The sequence below is a fragment of the Pleomorphomonas sp. PLEO genome (assembly GCF_041320595.1).
Lineage (GTDB): Bacteria > Pseudomonadota > Alphaproteobacteria > Rhizobiales > Pleomorphomonadaceae > Pleomorphomonas.
This window is the reverse complement of sequence record NZ_CP166625.1, coordinates 4,579,873-4,599,003: the sequence shown is the minus strand read 5'-3', so window position 1 is coordinate 4,599,003 and position 19,131 is coordinate 4,579,873. Positions and strand designations below refer to the sequence as shown.

Here is a 19,131-nt window from a genome sequence, read left to right as displayed (position 1 = left end):
CGCGGGGGCTCCATAATGGCGCCCCCGCCATTCTTTTCCAGTCGACCCGACCGGCCTACAGTCGTCCGACTCATTCGTCAGGGCGGAAATGTCTCCATGGATCGTCTCGATTGCGACCGCATGTTCGTCGCCGTACTTGATTTCGGCAGTTTTGCCGAGGCAGCCAAACGCCTTGGTACCAGCCCCGGACAAGCCTCCAAACTGGTCTCGAAGCTGGAGGCCGATCTTGGTGTGCAACTCCTCAAACGCACCACGCGCGCCTTGTCTCCCACGGAAGTTGGGCAGGCCTACTATGGCCGGTTGAAAGGGCTGATCGAAGAGTTCGATGCCCTGGATGCGTCGGTGCGCAATGCGTCAGGCGCTCCGGCTGGGCGCCTTCACATTACAGCGCCGCTCTCATTTGGTAACGTCCAGTTGACGCCCCGGCTTCTTGATTTCGCCCGGGCCTTTCCAGACATTCAGCTGGACGTCAACTTCTCCGATCGGCTGGTCAACTTGGTCGAGGAAGGTTTCGATATGGCGGTCCGTGTCGGCAAGCCGGCGGATTCCAGCCTCATCAGCCGTAAGCTCTGTGATGCGCGTATCGTGCTCGTGGCCGCGCCCGCTTATCTCGCAGCTCACGGGCGACCCCAGACGTTGGCCGATCTCGCAAACCACGACTGCATCATCGACACCAATTTCCGCGACCCCTTCGATTGGTCTCTGGGTGATGGCGCCGCATCGGTCGCCGTGAGCGGCCGCATTCGCTTTTCGAACGGCGAGGCCTGTCTGGTGGCAGCTGAATCTAGCTTGGGCATTGCTCGTATACCAAGCTTCATTGCCGGTCCCAGCATACGAGCCGGGCGTCTGGTGACTATCCTGCCGGAAATGGAAAACCGGCCGCACACGATCCACGCCGTCTACCCGCCAGCGCGTCACCTTGCGCTCAAGGTCCGGGTGCTTGTCGACTTTCTAGTCGACAGCTTTCGAGGAATACCCGCCTGGGACCTCGGCACTATCTGATCGTAAGAACCGGTCTTTGAGCCTAGGCTCAGGACTCATTGATTGATCCAGAAGATGACGGTGGCTGCGATGCAGATCGCTGACATGAAGGTGTGGGCGCAGCGATCATAGCGTGTGTGGATTCGCCGCCAATCCTTGAGCCTGCCGAACATGATTTCGATCTTGTGGCGCTGGCGATAAAGCGCGACATCGTGGGGGATCTGGATCTTACGGTTGCGCCTTGAAGGGATGCAGGCGGCAATCTTGCGCTGTGCAAGTGCCGCGCGGAACCAGTCGGCATCGTAGCCTCGGTCGCCGAGCAGGGCCTTGGCCCTGGGCAGGGCGTCGATCATGAGCGCCGCCCCTTTGTAATCGCTCATCTGGCCTTCGCTCAGGAGCATGACCAGCGGCCTGCCCTTTGCGTCACACACGGCATGGAGCTTCGAGTTCAGGCCGCCTTTGGTGCGTCCGATACGTCGGGGAACAGCCCCTTTTTGAGCAAGCTGGCTGCGGTCCGGTGCGCCTTTAGGTGGGTTGCATCGATCATCAGTTGGTCGGGTTTCCCGCCCTTTGCGGCGAGCCCGGCGAAGATCTTGTTGAACACGCCGAGCCGGCTCCAGCGGATGAAGCGGTTGTAGATCGTCTTGTGCGGACCGTACTCAGCAGGTGCGTCGCGCCACCGCAGGCCGTTGCGGATCACGAAGATGATGCCGCTGATGATCCGCCGATCATCGACGCGCGGAACCCCGTGTGACAACGGAAAATAGGGCTCGATCCGGCGCATCTGCGCCTCCGACAGCCAGATCAGATCACTCATCGCAACGCCTCCTCACGCTGCTATTGAATCAACCAATCTTTGCGACCGCAACCAATTTAATAGGTCCTGAGCCTAGTGTTCTCTTTGGCGATAAACTGGCGGAGGCATGCACGCCCAAACCGGTATTATTCGCATCGGCATATCCGGCTGGATGCGCCTTTAGCTCTTTCCCACCGTTTTGGGCAGAGTGGATGGTACACTGATCGACACGGGGTCGCTGGCTGGGAAACTGTCTTCAAGACCTTCGTCGAGTTGTTCCTCAAGCGCTTCGCGATCCTGCTTTTCGCGGGCATCGTTTGTCGTGGGAATCTCGTTCCGAGGTCCCGCGGAAACGGCCTCGCAGAGCAATTTGATCGCCTCTTCAGCGCGCCCCGTGGGGTCCTGTTGAGTGGAGCCGCTCTCATATGGTGGCAACATGATGGAAACGACGATATTGTCGATCAAGTTGAAGTCGACGCGATATTCTCCGCCATCCAAGGGCGTTACTTGCTTCATTCTGATCGTCATCGTGGCCTCCTTGCTGTCTGATCTCTACGGGCAGGATCTCGCAGCGCGGCTGGGATAAACCGGTCCCTTGTCGAAACCGCCCGATGCTTCCAAAGTTCCATCGCTTGCGTGACAGCTTGCCGGATTGGCGAGCTACCGGAGCGCCGACTCTGGGAAAACCGCCGAATGAATGGCAGACGTTATCGGCGCCTGGAAGGTATTGAGGATAGTAAAAAATTCTAAAATATGTAATATCTATTTTATATGGGATATTTATGTGTATTATTTTAAGTATATATTTTGTTGATATTCGTAATATGATGCATAATCGAAATTTATAATATGCACTGTTCGGCTCGGTTGGCTGAATATGTTGAGCTGGAATGGCCAGGAAACTCCAGGAGTGAGGAACAATTGGTGGGGTGGCGAGTTTATATCTCGCTGTAGCAACGCAGCGAGACAAGATCCAAGGAGAAACGTAATGCCCAACCAGCAATCCAACACTGGAGACACCTCCCGCCGCGGTTTTGCCTCGATGGATCAGGACAAGCAGCGCGAAATCGCCGCCAAGGGTGGTCGTGAATCCGGCGGCAACTTCAAGAACGATCCGGGACGGGCCGCGGAGGCGGGCCGCAGGGGCGGCGAAGAGTCCGGCGGTAACTTCAAGAACGATCCGGAGCGGGCCGCGGAAGCAGGCCGCAAGGGGGGGCAGGAATCCGGCGGCAACTTCAAGAATGACCCCGAACGCGCCGCGAAAGCGGGCCGCAAGGGCGGCCAGGAGTCCGGCGGCAACTTCAAAAAAGATCCCGATCGTGCTGCCGAAGCCGGCCGCAAGGGCGGTCAGCATTGACCGACCACCTATTCAGTCACGGCCTCCCAAAGAGGGGCCGTGATTGCCTTCCGCCGTTGTGGCAGACCAGCTAGACCTGGAGGCATATTTTCTTGATGGTCGCCAGTAATGTCGCTTTGGCCACCGGCTTGGCCAGGAGGTCGCATAAGCCAATTTCGGATGGCAGATGTTGTCGGCTATAGCCGCTGAGAAAAGCGAAGGGAATATTCCGCGCTTGCAGGCGTTCGGCGATCGGGAAACTCATTTCATCGTGCAACTGGACATCCAGCAAGGCGGCATCAATGAGTTCAGTTTCCATTGCAGAGAACGCAGCCTGCACCGAAGGGCAGGGTCCGACAATCCGATAACCGGCCTGGCGCAGAATTGAGGCGTAGTCTTCTGCGATCAGCCACTCATCCTCGACGATCAATATGCTGGCCGACATCAAAATCTCCCGCTCCTCGAGCAAGGCGACGCTTCCGGGTGTTTGAGGATCGCATATCCTCTGCCCGTCAGGTTAGCCAGAACATTGCCGTGTAAGGTCCGAGGGTGTCATCTGTGAATGTACCTTCGCACCGGAGAGGGATGACGGCCCGCCAGTCGCCGTTTTGAGGGGAGGCGCCGAGATTGGCGGCAAGATTGAGTGTGGAGCCGTCGCCCAGCGTCCATTGAACATGGAAGGCGTGGGGCCCTAGAATTTCCGAAGATCCGCTGTTACCGGCCATGCCGACGAGGCGTGGCGTCAGGACAGAGGCTCGCAGCCGAAGAAGATCTTGGTAGAGTTCCAGCATTTCGGCGGATACCGGCGAGCAGCGTTCATCCCAGTTGAGCTTGCAGCTCAGGAAGGCGTCCTCGCTCATGGGGTCGATGTGCTTGGCCTTGGAAGCTTCCGGAAAGTCCTTGAGTACCTCTGCCCGGCCCCTGCGAATGATATCGCCCAGTTCCTTGATGTCGGTGAAGAAACAGAACGGTGTAGAGGCGTTCCATTCCTCGCCCATGAACAGCATCGGAATTTGCGGCGACAGCAGATAAAGCGTCGCCAACATGCGCGCCGCTTGGCGTGGCACCAACTGGCCGATGCGCTCACCAGCCGGCCGGTTGCCGGTGTGGTCGTGGTTCTGGATGAAAGAAACGAAGGCCGTCGGGGGCAGGAAGGCGCTCGGCTCGCCGTGCATGCGATTTTCACGCGCCAGATACTCGCCCTGAAAGGCAAAGCCCTCGGCAAGGGCCTTCGCGACGAGGTCGATGCGGCTTGCGTAGGGCTGATAGTACCATTGGTCTTCGCCGGTCACGAGGGCATGCAGGCCGTGGTGCAGGTCGTCGTTCCATTGGGCCGTATAGAGCCAGGGCGTTCCATCGTCGCGCCGTCTCAGCCAGCTTGCCTGGTTGTGGGAATTCTCGGCAATGAGGTGGATGTGCCGGCCGTCGCTCGCAGCCCTCGTCTGTTCGGCCAGGTCCTGGATCAGATGTTTGGGGCCGCTGTCCTCGATAGCGTGCAGCGCGTCGAACCGCAGGCCGTCGAACCGATACTCGTTGATCCAGAACCGGGCATTGGCCAGCACCAGGTCGCGTACAACGGTGGCATTTTCGCCATCGACGTTCAGCCCTGGCCCCCAAGGGGTGTCCTTGTCGTTGAGGATGGGCGCATAAAGCGGGAGGTAGTTCCCCTTCGGTCCGAAGTGATTGTAGACCACATCCAGCATGACCATCATGCCGAGCTCGTGGGCGCGGTTGACCAGGGCTTTCAGATCCTCGGGCCGGCCGTAAGAAGAGTCGGGGGCAAATAACGAGACACCGTCGTAGCCCCAGTTCCAGCGGCCTGCGAAATCGGCGAGCGGCATGATCTGCAAGGCGGTGACGCCGAGTTCCGCGAGAAGTTCTAGTTTTCCGGCCGCAGCCCGGAAGGTGCCCTCCGGCGTAAACGTGCCGATATGCACCTCGTAGAAAACGCACTCCTCCCAAGGGCGGCCGCGCCAGCCAAGATCCGTCCATTCGAAGGCAAGCGGATCGACGACCTCGCTCGGCCCATCGACATCATCCGGCTGATAGCGTGAGGCAGGGTCCGGTACCCTCTTGCCGCCCGGCAGGCAGAATACATAGTGACTGCCGGGGCTGGCGCCCGGAACCTCAGCTTCGTACCACCCGCGCACGTCTTGTCGCATGGGCAACGACCAACCGTCGATCTCCAGCTCGACGAATGGCACCAGCGGCGCCCAGAGACGAAACCGCACTCCGTTCGGTATTATCTGGGTGCCGAACTTCATTTCCTGTTCGCGGTGGACGGTGCGAATTGTCAAGGCAAGACTCCTTGAGAAGAACTGGCGGAACGAGTGGCGCCGTGGACAGTCAGATCAGGCGGGGCCTCGATGGACGTGCGCCGTCACTTATCGATCGGATCCGGCGCATCCGTCGGTAGAACTCCTCCCGGAACGAAGCTGACCGCGCTTTGTTCCCGCCATTCCGCGAGAACAACGGTTCGAGCCGGCATGGTGAAGCCAGCACCATCGGCTAGCCGGACATCTTCGAAACCAGTGTCGGTCGCGAGAACCACTTCCCAATCTCCCGGATGCCCCGGTGGGATTTGGAACCGGACGGCGACATGCGAGGCGTTCAACATGATCAGCAGCGGCGTTTCGCTTTCGAGGACCGGGGCAAGGCGCAGGGTGAGGCATTTGGAGTGCGGATTTCCCCAGTCCTCCTCGGTCATCCGTTCGCCATGGTTGTTGAACCAGACGACATCGGGCTGGCCCATCTCGTTGCGCGCGCCCGTCAGGAACTCCGGTCGTGACAGGGCGGAATGGTTCTTCCTGAGGTCGGCGAGCCGGGCGACGAAGCGAGGCAATTCCGGGTCGTTATCCGACCAGTTCACCCATCCGATCTCGTTGTCCTGGCAGTAGGCGTTGTTGTTGCCGCCTTGTGTGTTCGAACACTCGTCGCCAGCGAGCACCATCGGTACGCCCTGGCTGAGGAACAACGTGGCCAGCAGGTTACGTTTCTGTCGACGCCTCAGCGCATTGACGGCCTCATCGTCGGTTTCGCCCTCGGCGCCACAATTCCAACTCTTGTTGTCGTCGTGGCCGTCGCGATTGTCCTCACCGTTGGCCTCATTGTGCTTGTGGTTGTAGCTGACGAGGTCGTGGAGGGTGAAACCGTCATGGGCGGTAATGAAGTTGACGCTCGACCACGGCCGGCGGCGTCCTTCGGCGAAGATGTCCTGCGACGCGGCAACGCGCGTGGCAAAGCTCGGCAACAGACCTTCTTCGCCACACCAGAAACCGCGCACCTTGTCGCGGTAGTCACCATTCCACTCCGAGAAACCCGGAGGAAAGGACCCGAGCTGGTAGCCGCCCGGTCCGACATCCCAAGGTTCGGCGATCAGCTTCAGGCCACCCAACAGGGGGTCCTGGAGGATGGCGTTGAAAAAGGCGTGCCCCGGATCGAAACCGTTGGGGCGTCGGCCGAGCGTCGTGGCAAGATCGAAACGGAAACCGTCGATGCCATAGACCGAGGCCCATAGGCGCAGGCTGTCCAACACCATCTGCAGCACGCGCGGATGATCGGTATTCAGTGCATTTCCGCAGCCGGTCAAGTTGTCGTAGTAGCGGCTATCGTCTGGCAGCAGGCGATAATACGACGCGTTGTCTATGCCCTTGAAGGATAGCGTCGGTCCGAGGTGATTGCCTTCGCAGGTATGATTGTAGACGACGTCTAAAATGACTTCGATGCCGGCCTGGTGCAGCAGGTCAACCGCTTCGCCGATCGATTCAAGACCATTGTCACCGAGATAGCGGGGCTCGGGGGCGAAAAAGCCCAGGCTATTGTAGCCCCAGTAATTGGATAGCCCGCTATCGACGAGATGGCGATCCTGCAGGAACGACTGGACCGGCAGCAACTCCAGCGTGGTAATGCCGAGCCGGACTAGGTAATCGACAAATTCCGGCTGCCCGAGAGCGGAGAAGGTTCCGCGGATTGTCTGCGGTACCAGTGGGTGAAGCATGGTGAGGCCACGCACATGGCCTTCATAGATCACCGTCTTCGCCCAGGAAACGTGCGGATGCTGGGTCGTGACCATGGGTGTGCCGGCAACCACGCGCGCCTTCGGCATGTAAGCGGCGCTGTCGCGTTCGTCCATGACCAAATCGGCATCATCGCCCGCGCCGATCTCATAGCCGTAGAGCGTGTCGTTCCAGCGGATGTCGCCGACCAGCTGGCGGGCATAAGGGTCGAGCAACAGCTTGTTGGGATTGAAGCGGTGACCGGCTTCCGGTGCCCAAGGTCCATGGACACGCCAGCCGTAGACCTGCCCCCGTCCGACGCCCGGCAGGTAACAATGCCAGACGCCATTGGTGCATTCCCGCAGCGAAATGCGCTCCTTCTCGGTGACCCCGAACCGGTCGAACAGACAGAGCGTTACACCGGTAGCGTTGTCAGAAAATAGAGCGAAATTGGCACCTTTGTCATCGACCGTCACACCCAGGGGAAATGCAGAGCCAGGCAACACTTTACGCATTCAAACGATCTCCGGGCGATGGTGGGAAGCGGGCGGCGTCTCTTTTGGTGGTGACCGGCCAATCATTGATCGAGTGCCGATCTGGTTCTGTGCCGCATAGTTCCGGCGGCGCTGGAATGGCGCGGCTTCCCGCAGCAAACATCGCGGACGCCTGGTCGCCGTCTTGCTAGTTGGAAAACCATTCGAAGAGGATGCTCGGCAGGATGCGGCTTGGGGGACACAATCGGTTGTTCGTGAAACCTGCCGTGAGAGGAACGGTTCCCTTGGCGTTGCAAGTCCCGTCGATAAGCTCGGAGGCGGGAGGTAGTTGGTGGTGGCTCGGTTCTTGGCCTTTTTTCCGGAAAAGTACGCTCCGAAATAAGAAAGCAAGGCCAGCTGCGGTCGGGTTCGGTGAGTTGCCGATCAACCAAGCTTGCGGAAGGAGCCCGCACAGTTTGAGGTCGTCGATTGGGAAAGTTACAATCAGTGGGCGGGTTTGGAACGTCTCCAGGTTTCAAAATGTAAAATAATGCACATAGATTTGTTGAATTGGCTTAGCGGGAATAGCGTTCGGCGCCCATACTCTCCCTCATCAAGAGCCGTGCAAGCCCATCCGAGAATGTAGGCCAGCGGCTCGGGAGGAAAAGCTATGAAGGTAAGAGCCGTCGTTCTCGAGGGCATTGGAGACATTCGTCTTCGCGATATCGAGGTTCCCGGCACTTTAACGCCGGCGGCCGGTGAGGTTCGGGTCGCCATCAAGGCGGTCGGTATCTGCGGCAGCGATGTCCACTATTACAAGCACGGCCGCATCGGCGACTTCATCGTCAACGAGCCAATGGTGCTCGGCCATGAGGCATCGGGCGTGGTGACGGCGGTCGGCGCCAAGGTCGCCCATCTCAAGGTCGGCGATCGCGTCTGCATGGAGCCCGGCATTCCCGATTTCGGTTCGCGCCAGACGCTGGAAGGCCACTATAATCTCGATCCGGCCGTGCGCTTCTGGGCGACGCCGCCGATCCACGGCTGCCTGACGCCGGAGGTGGTGCATCCGGCAGCGCTGACCTACAAGCTGCCCGACAGCGTATCGTTTGCCGAAGGCGCCATGGTCGAGCCGCTGGCGATCGGCGTCTACGCCGCCGCCAAGGGCGCTATTCGCCCCGGCGACATCGCCGTGGTGGCCGGTGCCGGCACCATCGGCATGATGGTGGCCTTCGCAGCATTGGCCTCCGGTTGCTCGGAAGTGATCGTCAGCGACGTCGCCAAGGCCAAGCTCGACATCATCGCCAATGTGCCCGGCGTCATCGCGGTCGATCTGACCAAAGAGAAGCTCGCCGATGTCGTGGCGGCGCGGACAGCCGGCAAGGGCGCTGACCTGTTCTTCGAGGCGAGCGGCAGCCCCAAGGCGTTCGACGACATGCTGGACGTGGTCACCCAGGGTGGCCGGGTGGTTCTGGTCGGCATGCCTCAGGATCGGGTACCGCTCGACGTGGTGGCGCTGGAAGTCAAGGAAATCAGTCTCACCGGCATCTTCCGCTACGCCAATGTCTGGGATCGCACGCTGGCGCTCCTGGGCTCGGGCAAGATCGATGTGAAGCCGCTGATCTCGGCAAGCTATCCGTTCGACAAGTCGATCGAGGCCTTCCAACGGGCCTCCCAGCAGAACCCCTCGGACGTCAAGGTTCAAATCACGTTCTGATCGCACGACTGACGCGGAGCGCCGTTCGGGGTGACTGACAGGCATGCATGAGGAATGCAAGCCGTCACCTCAGACAGCTCCCAAGCTCCTCAAATGGGTGTTCCGCGTCTGGTTGACGACCAAGGTGTCGCCGTTCGGTACGGGGAGCCTTAATCGTTCGAATTGTTCCCGCCGTGAGGCGGCCCGGGTGGAAGAAGGGAAGATCGACCGCCCGAGGAAATTTCGAAGGTCATGGCAAGCTTAGGTGCATCGAATACATGGCCTATTTGCGGGTTTAGAAGGTCAATTGGTCTCAGAGGAAGATGGAGGGTCAGATCACATCGATCTGATCTGAGGGTTTGGGCAGTCGCTGACGAACCTTCGGCCGAATCTCATGAGGCTGAGCGAGAGCACCATCGGCATGTCGGGCGGAGGAGCCCGCCGATCGGGTGTTCGCTGGCCGACCGGCAGGTGGGTGAGGGAGGAGAGGATAATGTTTATCGGCGTTGACTGCGGAACGCAGGGGACCAAGGCGCTCGTCATCGACGAGAACGGGCGAGTGCGCGGCCGCGGTCACGCTACCCATAGCCTGACCGAACGCGACACCGGCGCCCGCGAGCAGCACCCGTCGATCTGGGTGGACGCGATGGTCGCGGCTGTACGGATGGCGCTCAATGAGGCGGCCTTACCCGCCGACGCGATCCGTTGTCTGGGCGTTTCAGGCCAGCAACATGGTCTTGCCGTGCTCGACGACAAAGGAGCGGTGATCCGCCCTGCCAAACTCTGGAACGACACCGAGACGGCTCCCGACAATGAGCGGATCGTCGCTGCTTTTGGCGGGCCGTCGGCCTGGTTCGAGAAGATCGGCATCATTCCTCTCACCGGCTACACCATTTCCAAGCTTGCTTTCCTGGCTGATCGGGAGCCCGCCAATTTTGCTCGTATCGCCCATATCCTTCTGCCACACGACTATCTGAATCATTGGCTTACCGGTCGTTTCGTTGCCGAATACGGCGACGCTTCGGGAACGGGGTTCTTCGATGTTCGCAAGCGGGCCTGGGCGCCCGAGGTTTTGTCGGTCATTGATCGCGGTATCGGCCATCTCGCGGCTGCTCTGCCGGACCTCGTTGCGCCCGACGCCATCGTCGGAAAGCTGACGCAGGCAGCGGCCGAAGCGCTGGGCCTCACCACCAACTGTCTGGTGGCGGCCGGCGGTGGCGACAACATGATGGGTGCCATCGGCACCGGAAACGTGCGCGAGGGCGTGGTCACCATCAGCCTCGGTACCTCGGCGACGGTCTTTTCCTACTCCGATACGCCGGTTCTCGACCCGAGCGGCGCCGTCGCGCCTTTCTGTTCGTCGACCGGCGGCTGGCTGCCGCTCGTCTGCACCATGAATGCTACCAATGTTACCTCCGGCGGCGCCCATCTTTTCGGGCACGATGTCGGCTTTGTCTCCGAAGCGCTGGAGGCGACCGCGCCGGGTGCCGGTGGCATCACCATGCTGCCGTTCCTCAATGGCGAACGAACTCCCGATCTGCCGACCGCCCGCGGCAGCATTCTCGGCCTGTCCGCCGTCAACATGACGCCGGAAAATCTGATGCGGGCCATGGTGGAGGGCGTGACCTTCGGCGTGCTCGCCGGCCTTCATCGCATCCGTGGCGACAAGCCCGCCGAGCGTGTGTTCATGATCGGTGGCGGCGCCCGCAGCAAGCCCTGGCGCCAGATGGTCGCTGACATGACCGGTGCCGAGATCGTGGTGCCCACGGGCGATGAGGCCGGATGTCTCGGCGCGGCGATCCAGGCGATCTGGGCCTACGGTCGGGCGAACGGGGCGGGCGAGGCTATCGCCGCCATTGCCGATCGTTGCGTCACCCTCGATGCCGACAAGACGACAACACCGGCGGTTGGCCGCAAGTCTGCCTACGACGACGCCTTCGGTCTCTATCGGGCTCGGCTCGCCCAGGTTCATGGCGTGCATTGACCCGCGCGCCAAGTCGATCCCATTCGCCATCCGGCCGATCAAGGACCCATTCGATGCAAAAAAATCTTCTTGAGGTCAGAAATATAAGCAAGTCGTTTCCGGGTGTGAAAGCGCTGGAAGACGTCTGTTTTTCTGTAAAGGAAGGTTCGGTTCATGTGCTGTGCGGCGAAAACGGCGCCGGCAAGTCGACGTTGATGAAAATCATCAACGGCATTTACCAGCCTGATGGCGGCGAGACGTTGATCCGAGGCGAGAAGGTCGAAGTCAGCTCCCCGATCCGGGCGGGTGAGCTGGGTATTTCGATGATCTTTCAGGAACTGAACTACACGCCTGAAATGACCATCGAGGAGAGCCTCTTCGCCGGCCGCTGGCCGAAGAAGAGGTTCGGGCGGATCGATTGGAAGACCATTCGGCAGAAGACGCTTCAACTGCTTAAGCAGGAAAACCTGCCCTATGATCCGGAAACCAAGCTGAAGGATCTGTCGATCTCCAACCTTCAGATGTTGGAAATTCTGAAGGCCATTTCCAGAGATGCGGACATCATCATCATGGATGAGCCGACCTCGTCCATTACCAACAAGGAAATCGAAATTCTCTTTGAGAAGATCGCCGATCTTCGTGCTCGTGGAAAGGGCATCGTCTACATCTCGCACAAGATGGACGAAATCTTCCGCATTGCCGACGAGATCTCGATCCTGCGCGACGGTAAGGTGATCGAGACTCGGCCCAAGGACAAGTTCGACATTGACTCCGTCATTGCTCTGATGGTCGGCCGCGCCCTGGGGCAAGGATATCCCAAGGAAGACGTTGCTGTCGGCGAAGTTGTCCTGGAAGTCGAGAATTTCAGCGGGCCCACGGGCTTTTCCGATATCTCCTTCAACGTCAAGAAGGGCGAGATCGTCGGCTTTGCCGGTCTGGTCGGCGCCGGGCGGACAGAGGTGATGCGTGCGCTCTTCGGCCTCGACGAGCGTTTCGGTGGAACCGTGAAGGTCCATGGCGCGCCGGTTAAGGTTCGCAATGTTCAGGACAGCATCAAGAACGGCGTTGTGATGCTGTCCGAAGATCGGCGGCGTTACGGCATCGTTCCGATCCGCGACGTCAAGGAAAACGTCACCTTGGCCTCGATGGACCAGTTTTTCCAGAAAGGGTACCTGCACAAGGCCAAGGAGAGAAGTCGGGTCGAAGAGATATGCAAGAAGATCAATGTGAAGATGGCATCCATTGATGTGCAAATCAGTACGTTGAGCGGCGGAAACCAGCAAAAGGTCGTCCTGTCTAAGTGGATGCTTCAGAATCCGGATATTCTCATTCTCGATGAACCGACGCGTGGTATCGACGTCGGTGCAAAGTTCGAGATCTACAAGCTGATGACGAACCTCGTAAGAGAGGGAAAGTCGATCATCATGGTCTCTTCTGAACTTCCGGAGCTGATCGGCATGTGCGACCGGATGTACGTGATGGCCGGGGGACGGATAACGGGCGAACTCGAGAGAGACGAGTTTTCTCAAGAAGTAATCATGCGTTACGCGATGAATATGACCAGAAAAGCGGTCTGATCGCTGACCAGAGCAGTTCCAGCAAAAGTGGGAACCGGTTTTGCGTCCGGAACTGCGCCTTAACAAAGAGATAGAGCTTTTTGGGTGAGCCCGAATTCACCGGAAAAACTCGAGTTGACGAGATCTAAAGGGGCGGAAAATGAACAACCTGATGACGAGGGAGAAGTGGCAGACCATCAAGTCGCGATACTCCATTTATTTGGTCCTTATCGCTATGATCATTGTCTGCAATCTTCTGAGCCCGAATTTTCTATCCGCGCGAAATATATCGAACATCTCGGTTCAGATTTCCGTCACGACGATCTTAGCCTTCGGTGAAACAATCCTCATCATCGGCGGCCTCCTGGACCTTTCCTGTGGCTCGGTTCTGGCACTGGCGGGCGTCTTTTCGGTCTACGTCTTCAAGGAAACGGGCTCGCTGTCCCTTGCCTTCGCCGTCGGTCTGATCGTCGGTGTGCTCTGCAACTTCGTCAATGGCATCCTCGTCCGGCGCTTCAATATTCCAGCGTTCATCGCAACGCTGGCGATGATGACGATGGCCAGAGGTATCGCTTTGCTCTTCACGAAGGGCCAGAACATCTACCAGATTGGCGATTATATCTGGTTCGGACAGGGAAATATTGGATTTATTCCGATCCCAGTCTTGTTCATGATCCTTATCGGCATTCTGACCTGGTACATTCTTGGCCATACAAGCTTCGGTCGCTCGCTCTACGCGGTGGGGGGCAACGAAGAGGCGGCCCGGGCCTCCGGCATCAATATCGGTCGGATCAAGGTCGGCGCCTATCTGATCAACGGTGTCTTCGTGGGCCTTGCTGGCATCATATTGATGGCCCGCACCAACGTCGGCGCCCCCAACTCAGGTCAGGGCTACGAATTCGAAGCTCTGACAGCCGCGATCATCGGCGGTACCAGTTTTTCCGGCGGGCTTGGAACGGCCGGAGGAACGCTTGCCGGCGCGTTCATCGTTGGGTTCCTTAACAATATCATGAATTTGGCCGGCGTGGATTCGTATCTGCAGCAAGTCATCAAGGGCGCGATCATCGCCCTGGCTGTCGGCTACGACATGTGGGCCAAAGTCAATCGCACCAGGAAGACTCTTGGCGCGGCCAAAATACCGACTGAGCGAAAGGAGGCTAAAGGTTAGTGCATTCGCTTTGGAGGATTAGTGGGGCCGTATCTGTCGATAGTTGCCCCTTCGGTAGGATATCTTGGAGGAGATACAAATGACGAAGTTTATGAAAACGCTCCGTACCGTTACGGCTGTGGCTGCCCTGTGTTTGGCTGCGACGACGGTTGCTCAGGCTCAGAACTATAAGATCGCGTTCATCGCCCGCGCCCAGGCCGACTCCTTTGCCGCCTGGCTGGCCAACGGCATCATGGACGAAGTCAAGAAGTACCCGGATATGACGGTCGACGTCATGGACTCCCAGGCGGACGATGCCAAGGAGAACGCGTTCATCGAGAACTCCGTCGCCAACAAGTACGACCTGATCATCGTTCAGCCGAACAACGGCGAAGCTCAGCGTCCCTATGTCGAGCAGGCCGTCAAGGATGGCGTCAAGGTCATTACCACCAACGCGCGCATCAAGAACATCCCCGGCTCATCATCGGTCGACGCCGATCCGTATGAGCAGGCTGCCGTGAACGCCCGTCTGGCTATCACCCAGATCCCGCAGGGCGCCAACGTTGTCGTTCTGGACGGTCCGTCAGGCAACATGCACGCCGATATGCGTCGTGACGCCTGGCAGAAGGAATTCTTCGACAAGCGTACCGACGTGAAGATCGTCGGCGAGCAGATTGCGCATTGGAACAAAGAAGAAGCCATGCGCTACATGGAAGACTGGGTCCAGGCCAACGACAAGATCGACGCCATCGTATCCATGAACGACAACATGGCCGCCGGCGCCCTGGAAGTCGTCAAGGACGATCCGAAGTTCGCCAAGATCCTCGCCTACGGCGTCGACGGTACCGCTGAGGCGATGCTGCTGATCCAGTCTGGCAAGATGACGTCCACGGCGCTGCAGAATGCCTATGACCTCGCCGCCAAGAACGTCAGCGTTGCTCATGACCTGCTGACCGGCAAGATCACCCAGATCGACACCGACATCGATTGCCCGCTGGTGACCAAGGACAACGTCGCCACGTTCATCGAGATCCACAAGAAGTCGGGCGCCATCAAGTAATTGGCGCAATAATACAATAACCTATGGGGCGGGATCGTTATCCCGCCCCTTTTTATTTGAACGTCTTCAAGACTTAGCCTGGCGAAGCCGCAGTGCATTGGCAATGACGCTGACCGAGGAGAGCGCCATGGCCGCGGCGGCGACCACCGGCGACAGAACCACGCCGAAGGCGGGATAAAGCACGCCGGCGGCAATCGGAATGCCGGCGACGTTATAGACAAAGGCAAGAGCCAAGTTCTGGCGGATATTGCGCATGGTTGCCTGGCTCAGCTGACGCGCCTTGACGATGCCGCTGAGATCGCCGCGCAGCAACGTCACACCGGCGCTTTCGATAGCAACATCGGTCCCCGTTCCCATGGCGATGCCGACATCGGCCGCTGCGAGCGCCGGTGCGTCATTCACACCGTCGCCTGCCATGGCGACGATCTTGCCCTGCCTACGCAAGGCCGCGACCACGTCGCCCTTCTCGGCGGGCAACACTTCCGCTTTCACCTCGTCGATACCCAGGCGACGGGCGACGGCCTCGGCGGTAGCGCGATTGTCGCCAGTCAGCATGACGATGTGGATACCATCAGCCTGCAAAGCGCGGAGCGCCTCTTGTGTCGAAACCTTCACTGGGTCGGCGATGGCGATGACCCCGGCGGGATGGCCATCGATGGTGGCGAGAATGGCCGTCGCACCTTCATTCCGGAGCGAGGCGGCGATGGATTCGAGCTCGGCGGCCTCAATCCCCGCTTCTTGCAGAAGTCGCCTATTGCCGAGCAGGATGCGCCGATCCTCCACCGTTCCGGCAACGCCTTTACCTGAGGGAGCGTCGAAATCGGCAGTCGGCTTTAGTCGCAGTCCGCGTTCTTCGGCCGCTGCCACGATAGCGGCGGCCAGCGGATGCTCGCTCGCACGCTCCAAGCTGGCGGCCAAAGTTAGCAATTCGGCTTCGTCAACGCCCGGCAGCGTCTTGATCGCCGTCACCTTCGGCTTGCCTTCGGTGAGCGTTCCCGTCTTGTCGACGACGAGCACGTCGACCTTTTCCATGCGTTCCAGCGCCTCCGCATCGCGGATGAGCACACCCTGGCTTGCCCCACGCCCCACGCCCACCATGATCGACATCGGCGTGGCGAGGCCGAGTGCGCACGGGCAGGCGATGATAAGCACGCTGACGGCGGCAACCAGGCCATAAGACAGGGACGGCGACGGGCCGAATACCGCCCAGGCGATAAAGGCGAGTGCGGCAGCTGCCAGAACCGCTGGCACGAACCAAGCCGAAACCTGATCGGCAAGTCGCTGGATCGGAGCGCGAGAGCGTTGTGCCTTCGCCACGGTCTCAACGATCTGGGCCAGCATCGTGTCGGCCCCGATCCGGTCGGCGCGCATGACGAAGCTGCCTTGTCCGTTGAGCGTGCCTCCGATCACCTTGGCGCCGGCCGTCTTGGCCACAGGAAGCGGTTCGCCGGTGATCATGGATTCATCGACGTTGGAGCGACCCTCCAGCACTTCGCCATCCAGCGGCACCTTGTCGCCGGGGCGGACACGCAGCCGATCGCCAACTACGATTGCAGTGAGTTCGACTTCCAGCTCGCTGCCATCGGCGGCGAACTGGTGAGCCGTCGCCGGCGCAAGGTTGAGCAGCGCCTTGATTGCGCCCGACGTTCGCTCACGCGCCCTGAGTTCGAGAACCTGCCCGAGCAATACGAGCACTGTAATAACCGCCGCGGCTTCGAAATAGACGGCCACGGCGCCCTCCGAAGTCCGGAACTCCGCCGGGAACAGCCCCGGTGCGAAGGTGGCGACGATGCTGTAGACCCAGGCGATGCCTGTACCCATGGCGATCAGGGTGAACATGTTGAGAGCGCCGCTGACCACCGATCTCCAGCCGCGCACGAGGAACGGCCAACCGGTCCAGAGAACCACAGGCGTCGCTAGCAGAAATTGCAAGACGGCCGAAAGGTGCGGTCCAATGAAATGGTCGAGGCCGAGGAAATGTCCACCCATCTCCAGCGCGACGATGGGCAGGGTCACGACGAGGCCAGCCTTGAACCGGCGGGTCATGTCGATCAGTTCCGGGTTCGGCTCGTCTGTGGCGGAGGCCACCTCGGGTTCCAGCGCCATACCGCAGATCGGGCAAGTTCCTGGCCCCGTCTGGTGGATTTCCGGATGCATCGGGCAGGTGTAAATCGTGCCCTTCGGTGCGGCGCTGTGCGCTTCGACAGCGGTGGGCGCGAGGTAGCGTTGCGGATCGGCCTTGAATTTCGTGAGGCATCCTTCCGAGCAGAAATAGTAGGTCGCCCCACCGTGTTCGGTTCGGTATTTGGCAGTGGCGGGATCGACCGTCATGCCGCAGACCGGATCCTTGACCGTCTGGGCATTACTTTCTGATGCGGGGTGATGATGGTGGCCGTGGCATCCCTCGCCATCGCAACGGCCGTGCTCCCCGTGATCGTGGGCTTCGCGTTTCGAGGACTCCCCGTCGTGAGCCTGCGGGGAAGAGCCGTGGTGATGATCTTGCGGCATGTCGCGCTCCGTTTCGGTTCGGCGCCGCCAAATTGGACGGCGGTGGTGATGTCACCGACGATCGACCTTCCCATCATGGTAAGGTCAAGCGTATAATTGTCGTCGAACCGAAGGTGCTGAGCGTACAACCAAGGCGAAGGCGCCAGGTTCCGATCGTCTCCATGAAGGATCGTCCTATGAACATCGGCGAAGCGGCCAAGGCGTCGGGCGTCACGGCCAAAATGATCCGCTACTATGAATCAACGGGCCTGCTGCGGCCGGCGGCTCGGCGTGACAATGGTTACCGCGACTATGGTGCCGTCGACGTTCACGAGCTGCGCTTCATTCGACGGGCGCGCGGGTTGGGGTTCGAGATGGTCGAGATCGCCGAACTGCTGTCGCTTTGGCGCGACGGTAATCGCGCCAGCCGCGACGTTCACCACGTGGCAAGCGAGCACATCGAGTCTCTAAGGACTCGCATTGCCGAGATGCAGGGTATGGTCGACACCTTGTCCAACCTGGTCGTCTGTTGCCACGGTGACGATCGCCCCGACTGCCCTATCCTTGCTGATCTCGGCGGCGGCGTCGGTGCCGGCCAACCGCTCGAGCCGGTCAACAAACGCCGTCAGCACGCCTGACATGGCAGACGGTTTGCAAACAGGAATATCGGCTATGAAACCTTTCCTCGCAGGGCGAGGAAGTCCAGCAGCGCCCGCACCCGCGAGGGGAGGGGGCCGCCCTGGCCGGTATGGATGGCGTGGAACGTCTCGCGATCGCCGGGATTCAGCTCTTCGAGAACCGGGACAAGCCGACCTGCGGCAATGTCGCCACGAACCGTGAAGCCGGCAAGGCGTGCAAGGCCGGCACCGCCGAGCGCCAACCGCTGCAACGCTTCGCCATCGCTCGCCGTCACGCGTCCCACGGTAGGGATGACCACCGTTTCGCCATTTGCCTTCATCGGCCATCCGTCGAGCACGCGGACATAACCGAAGCCAAGGCGAGTGTGGTGATCGAGGTCGTCGATGGTCTTTGGCTCGCCGAAGCGGGCCAGATATGCGGGTGCCCCAACGACGACCATTGCGCTATCGCCGAGCTTGCGAGCAACCAGACTGGAACTCTTGAGCGGTCCGGCGCGAACCGCCACATCGGTGCGCTCCGACAAGAGATCGACGACTAGGTCGGTCTGGATCAGATCTAGCGTCACGCCGGGGTTGCGCTCCAGAAACTCCGGCAGGATCGGCGCGAGCACATGGGTGGCGTACGACGCACTGGTGTTCAGCCGGATACGGCCTACCGGCTGTTCGCCGGCGCCGGCACTCCGCTCGGCGTCCTCGATATCGGCCAGAATGCGCGTCGCCCGCTCATAGAAGGCGCACCCCTCCGGCGTCAGCTGAAAAGCGCGGGTCGAGCGATTGACGAGACGCGTTCCAAGCCGCGTTTCCAAGCGTGCGACCAGCTTGCTGACGGCCGACGGCGTCATGCGACACACGCGGGCGGCGGCGGAAAAGCCGCCCTGCTCGACGACGCAAACGAAAACCTCCATTTCGCCCGATCGATTGATTTCAGAACGCGCCATTGTTCCTTCAATTCATAGGTGATGTTCCAATAGGCATTCTATATCACGTACGATGCGACGTCTATCTT

General features: G+C 60.0%; 15 protein-coding genes. 8 read left to right on the top strand and 7 right to left on the bottom strand.

Features of this window, described 5'->3' with window-relative positions:
• The first annotated feature begins 96 nt into the window (after positions 1-96).
• Positions 97-1,002, top strand: a complete 906-nt coding sequence (locus tag AB6N07_RS21295) for a LysR family transcriptional regulator (protein WP_370675054.1) — start codon at positions 97-99, stop codon at positions 1,000-1,002.
• 35 nt (positions 1,003-1,037) lie between these two features.
• Here the strand turns inward: AB6N07_RS21295 and AB6N07_RS21290 are convergent.
• Together AB6N07_RS21290 and AB6N07_RS21285 are read right to left on the bottom strand one after the other, a co-directional pair.
• Positions 1,038-1,798 (bottom strand): IS5 family transposase gene (locus tag AB6N07_RS21290; RefSeq protein WP_370675053.1). Its coding sequence is split into 2 segments (ribosomal slippage): positions 1,038-1,465 and positions 1,465-1,798, totalling 762 coding nucleotides; the frame shifts between segments, so codons are not numbered across the junction.
• Between the two features lie 159 nt (positions 1,799-1,957).
• Positions 1,958-2,305 (bottom strand): hypothetical protein, encoded by a 348-nt coding sequence (locus AB6N07_RS21285; RefSeq protein ID WP_370675052.1) that lies wholly within the window; start codon positions 2,303-2,305, stop codon positions 1,958-1,960.
• Between the two features lie 460 nt (positions 2,306-2,765).
• Here AB6N07_RS21285 and AB6N07_RS21280 point away from each other — a divergent pair, with 460 nt between their 5' ends.
• A complete protein-coding gene (locus AB6N07_RS21280; RefSeq protein WP_370675051.1) occupies positions 2,766-3,134 on the top strand; it encodes a general stress protein in 369 nt (122 codons plus the stop codon).
• Between the two features lie 70 nt (positions 3,135-3,204).
• Here the strand turns inward: AB6N07_RS21280 and AB6N07_RS21275 are convergent, their stop codons facing one another.
• The 3 genes from AB6N07_RS21275 to glgX form a co-directional block, all read right to left on the bottom strand.
• Complete coding sequence (locus AB6N07_RS21275; protein ID WP_370675050.1) at positions 3,205-3,558, bottom strand: response regulator; 354 nt, start codon at positions 3,556-3,558, stop codon at positions 3,205-3,207.
• Positions 3,559-3,625: 67 nt separating this feature from the next.
• Complete coding sequence (gene treZ / locus AB6N07_RS21270; protein WP_370675049.1) at positions 3,626-5,410, bottom strand: malto-oligosyltrehalose trehalohydrolase; 1,785 nt, start codon at positions 5,408-5,410, stop codon at positions 3,626-3,628.
• An 83-nt stretch (positions 5,411-5,493) separates the two neighbouring features.
• A complete protein-coding gene (gene glgX, locus AB6N07_RS21265; protein WP_370675048.1) occupies positions 5,494-7,623 on the bottom strand; it encodes a glycogen debranching protein GlgX in 2,130 nt (709 codons plus the stop codon).
• Between the two features lie 628 nt (positions 7,624-8,251).
• Here glgX and AB6N07_RS21260 point away from each other — a divergent pair.
• The 5 genes from AB6N07_RS21260 to AB6N07_RS21240 all read left to right on the top strand — a co-directional run bounded on the left by AB6N07_RS21260 (position 8,252) and on the right by AB6N07_RS21240 (position 15,000).
• On the top strand, positions 8,252-9,295 hold the full coding sequence (locus tag AB6N07_RS21260) for an NAD(P)-dependent alcohol dehydrogenase (protein WP_370675047.1): 1,044 nt from the start codon (positions 8,252-8,254) through the stop codon (positions 9,293-9,295).
• Between the two features lie 472 nt (positions 9,296-9,767).
• Positions 9,768-11,258 carry a xylulokinase gene (gene xylB, locus AB6N07_RS21255; RefSeq protein WP_370675046.1) on the top strand — a complete coding sequence of 497 codons (1,491 nt, stop codon included), beginning with the start codon at positions 9,768-9,770 and terminating at the stop codon, positions 11,256-11,258.
• 104 nt (positions 11,259-11,362) lie between these two features.
• Complete coding sequence (locus AB6N07_RS21250) at positions 11,363-12,814, top strand: sugar ABC transporter ATP-binding protein (protein WP_370675045.1); 1,452 nt, start codon at positions 11,363-11,365, stop codon at positions 12,812-12,814.
• A 139-nt stretch (positions 12,815-12,953) separates the two neighbouring features.
• Positions 12,954-13,961 (top strand): ABC transporter permease, encoded by a 1,008-nt coding sequence (locus AB6N07_RS21245; RefSeq protein WP_370675044.1) that lies wholly within the window; start codon positions 12,954-12,956, stop codon positions 13,959-13,961.
• 79 nt (positions 13,962-14,040) lie between these two features.
• Positions 14,041-15,000 (top strand): sugar ABC transporter substrate-binding protein, encoded by a 960-nt coding sequence (locus AB6N07_RS21240; RefSeq protein WP_370675043.1) that lies wholly within the window; start codon positions 14,041-14,043, stop codon positions 14,998-15,000.
• Positions 15,001-15,066: 66 nt separating this feature from the next.
• Here AB6N07_RS21240 and AB6N07_RS21235 read toward each other — a convergent pair whose 3' ends face one another.
• The gene (locus AB6N07_RS21235; RefSeq protein ID WP_370675042.1) at positions 15,067-17,508 is read right to left on the bottom strand and encodes a heavy metal translocating P-type ATPase; all 2,442 of its coding nucleotides are present in this window, start codon (positions 17,506-17,508) and stop codon (positions 15,067-15,069) included.
• A gap of 176 nt (positions 17,509-17,684) precedes the next feature.
• On the opposite strand from AB6N07_RS21235, the gene cueR reads away from it, so the two are divergent.
• Complete coding sequence (cueR, locus tag AB6N07_RS21230; RefSeq protein WP_370678296.1) at positions 17,685-18,125, top strand: Cu(I)-responsive transcriptional regulator; 441 nt, start codon at positions 17,685-17,687, stop codon at positions 18,123-18,125.
• Between the two features lie 32 nt (positions 18,126-18,157).
• Here cueR and AB6N07_RS21225 read toward each other — a convergent pair whose 3' ends face one another.
• On the bottom strand, positions 18,158-19,063 hold the full coding sequence (locus tag AB6N07_RS21225) for a LysR family transcriptional regulator (RefSeq protein WP_370675041.1): 906 nt from the start codon (positions 19,061-19,063) through the stop codon (positions 18,158-18,160).
• Positions 19,064-19,131 lie beyond the last annotated feature (68 nt).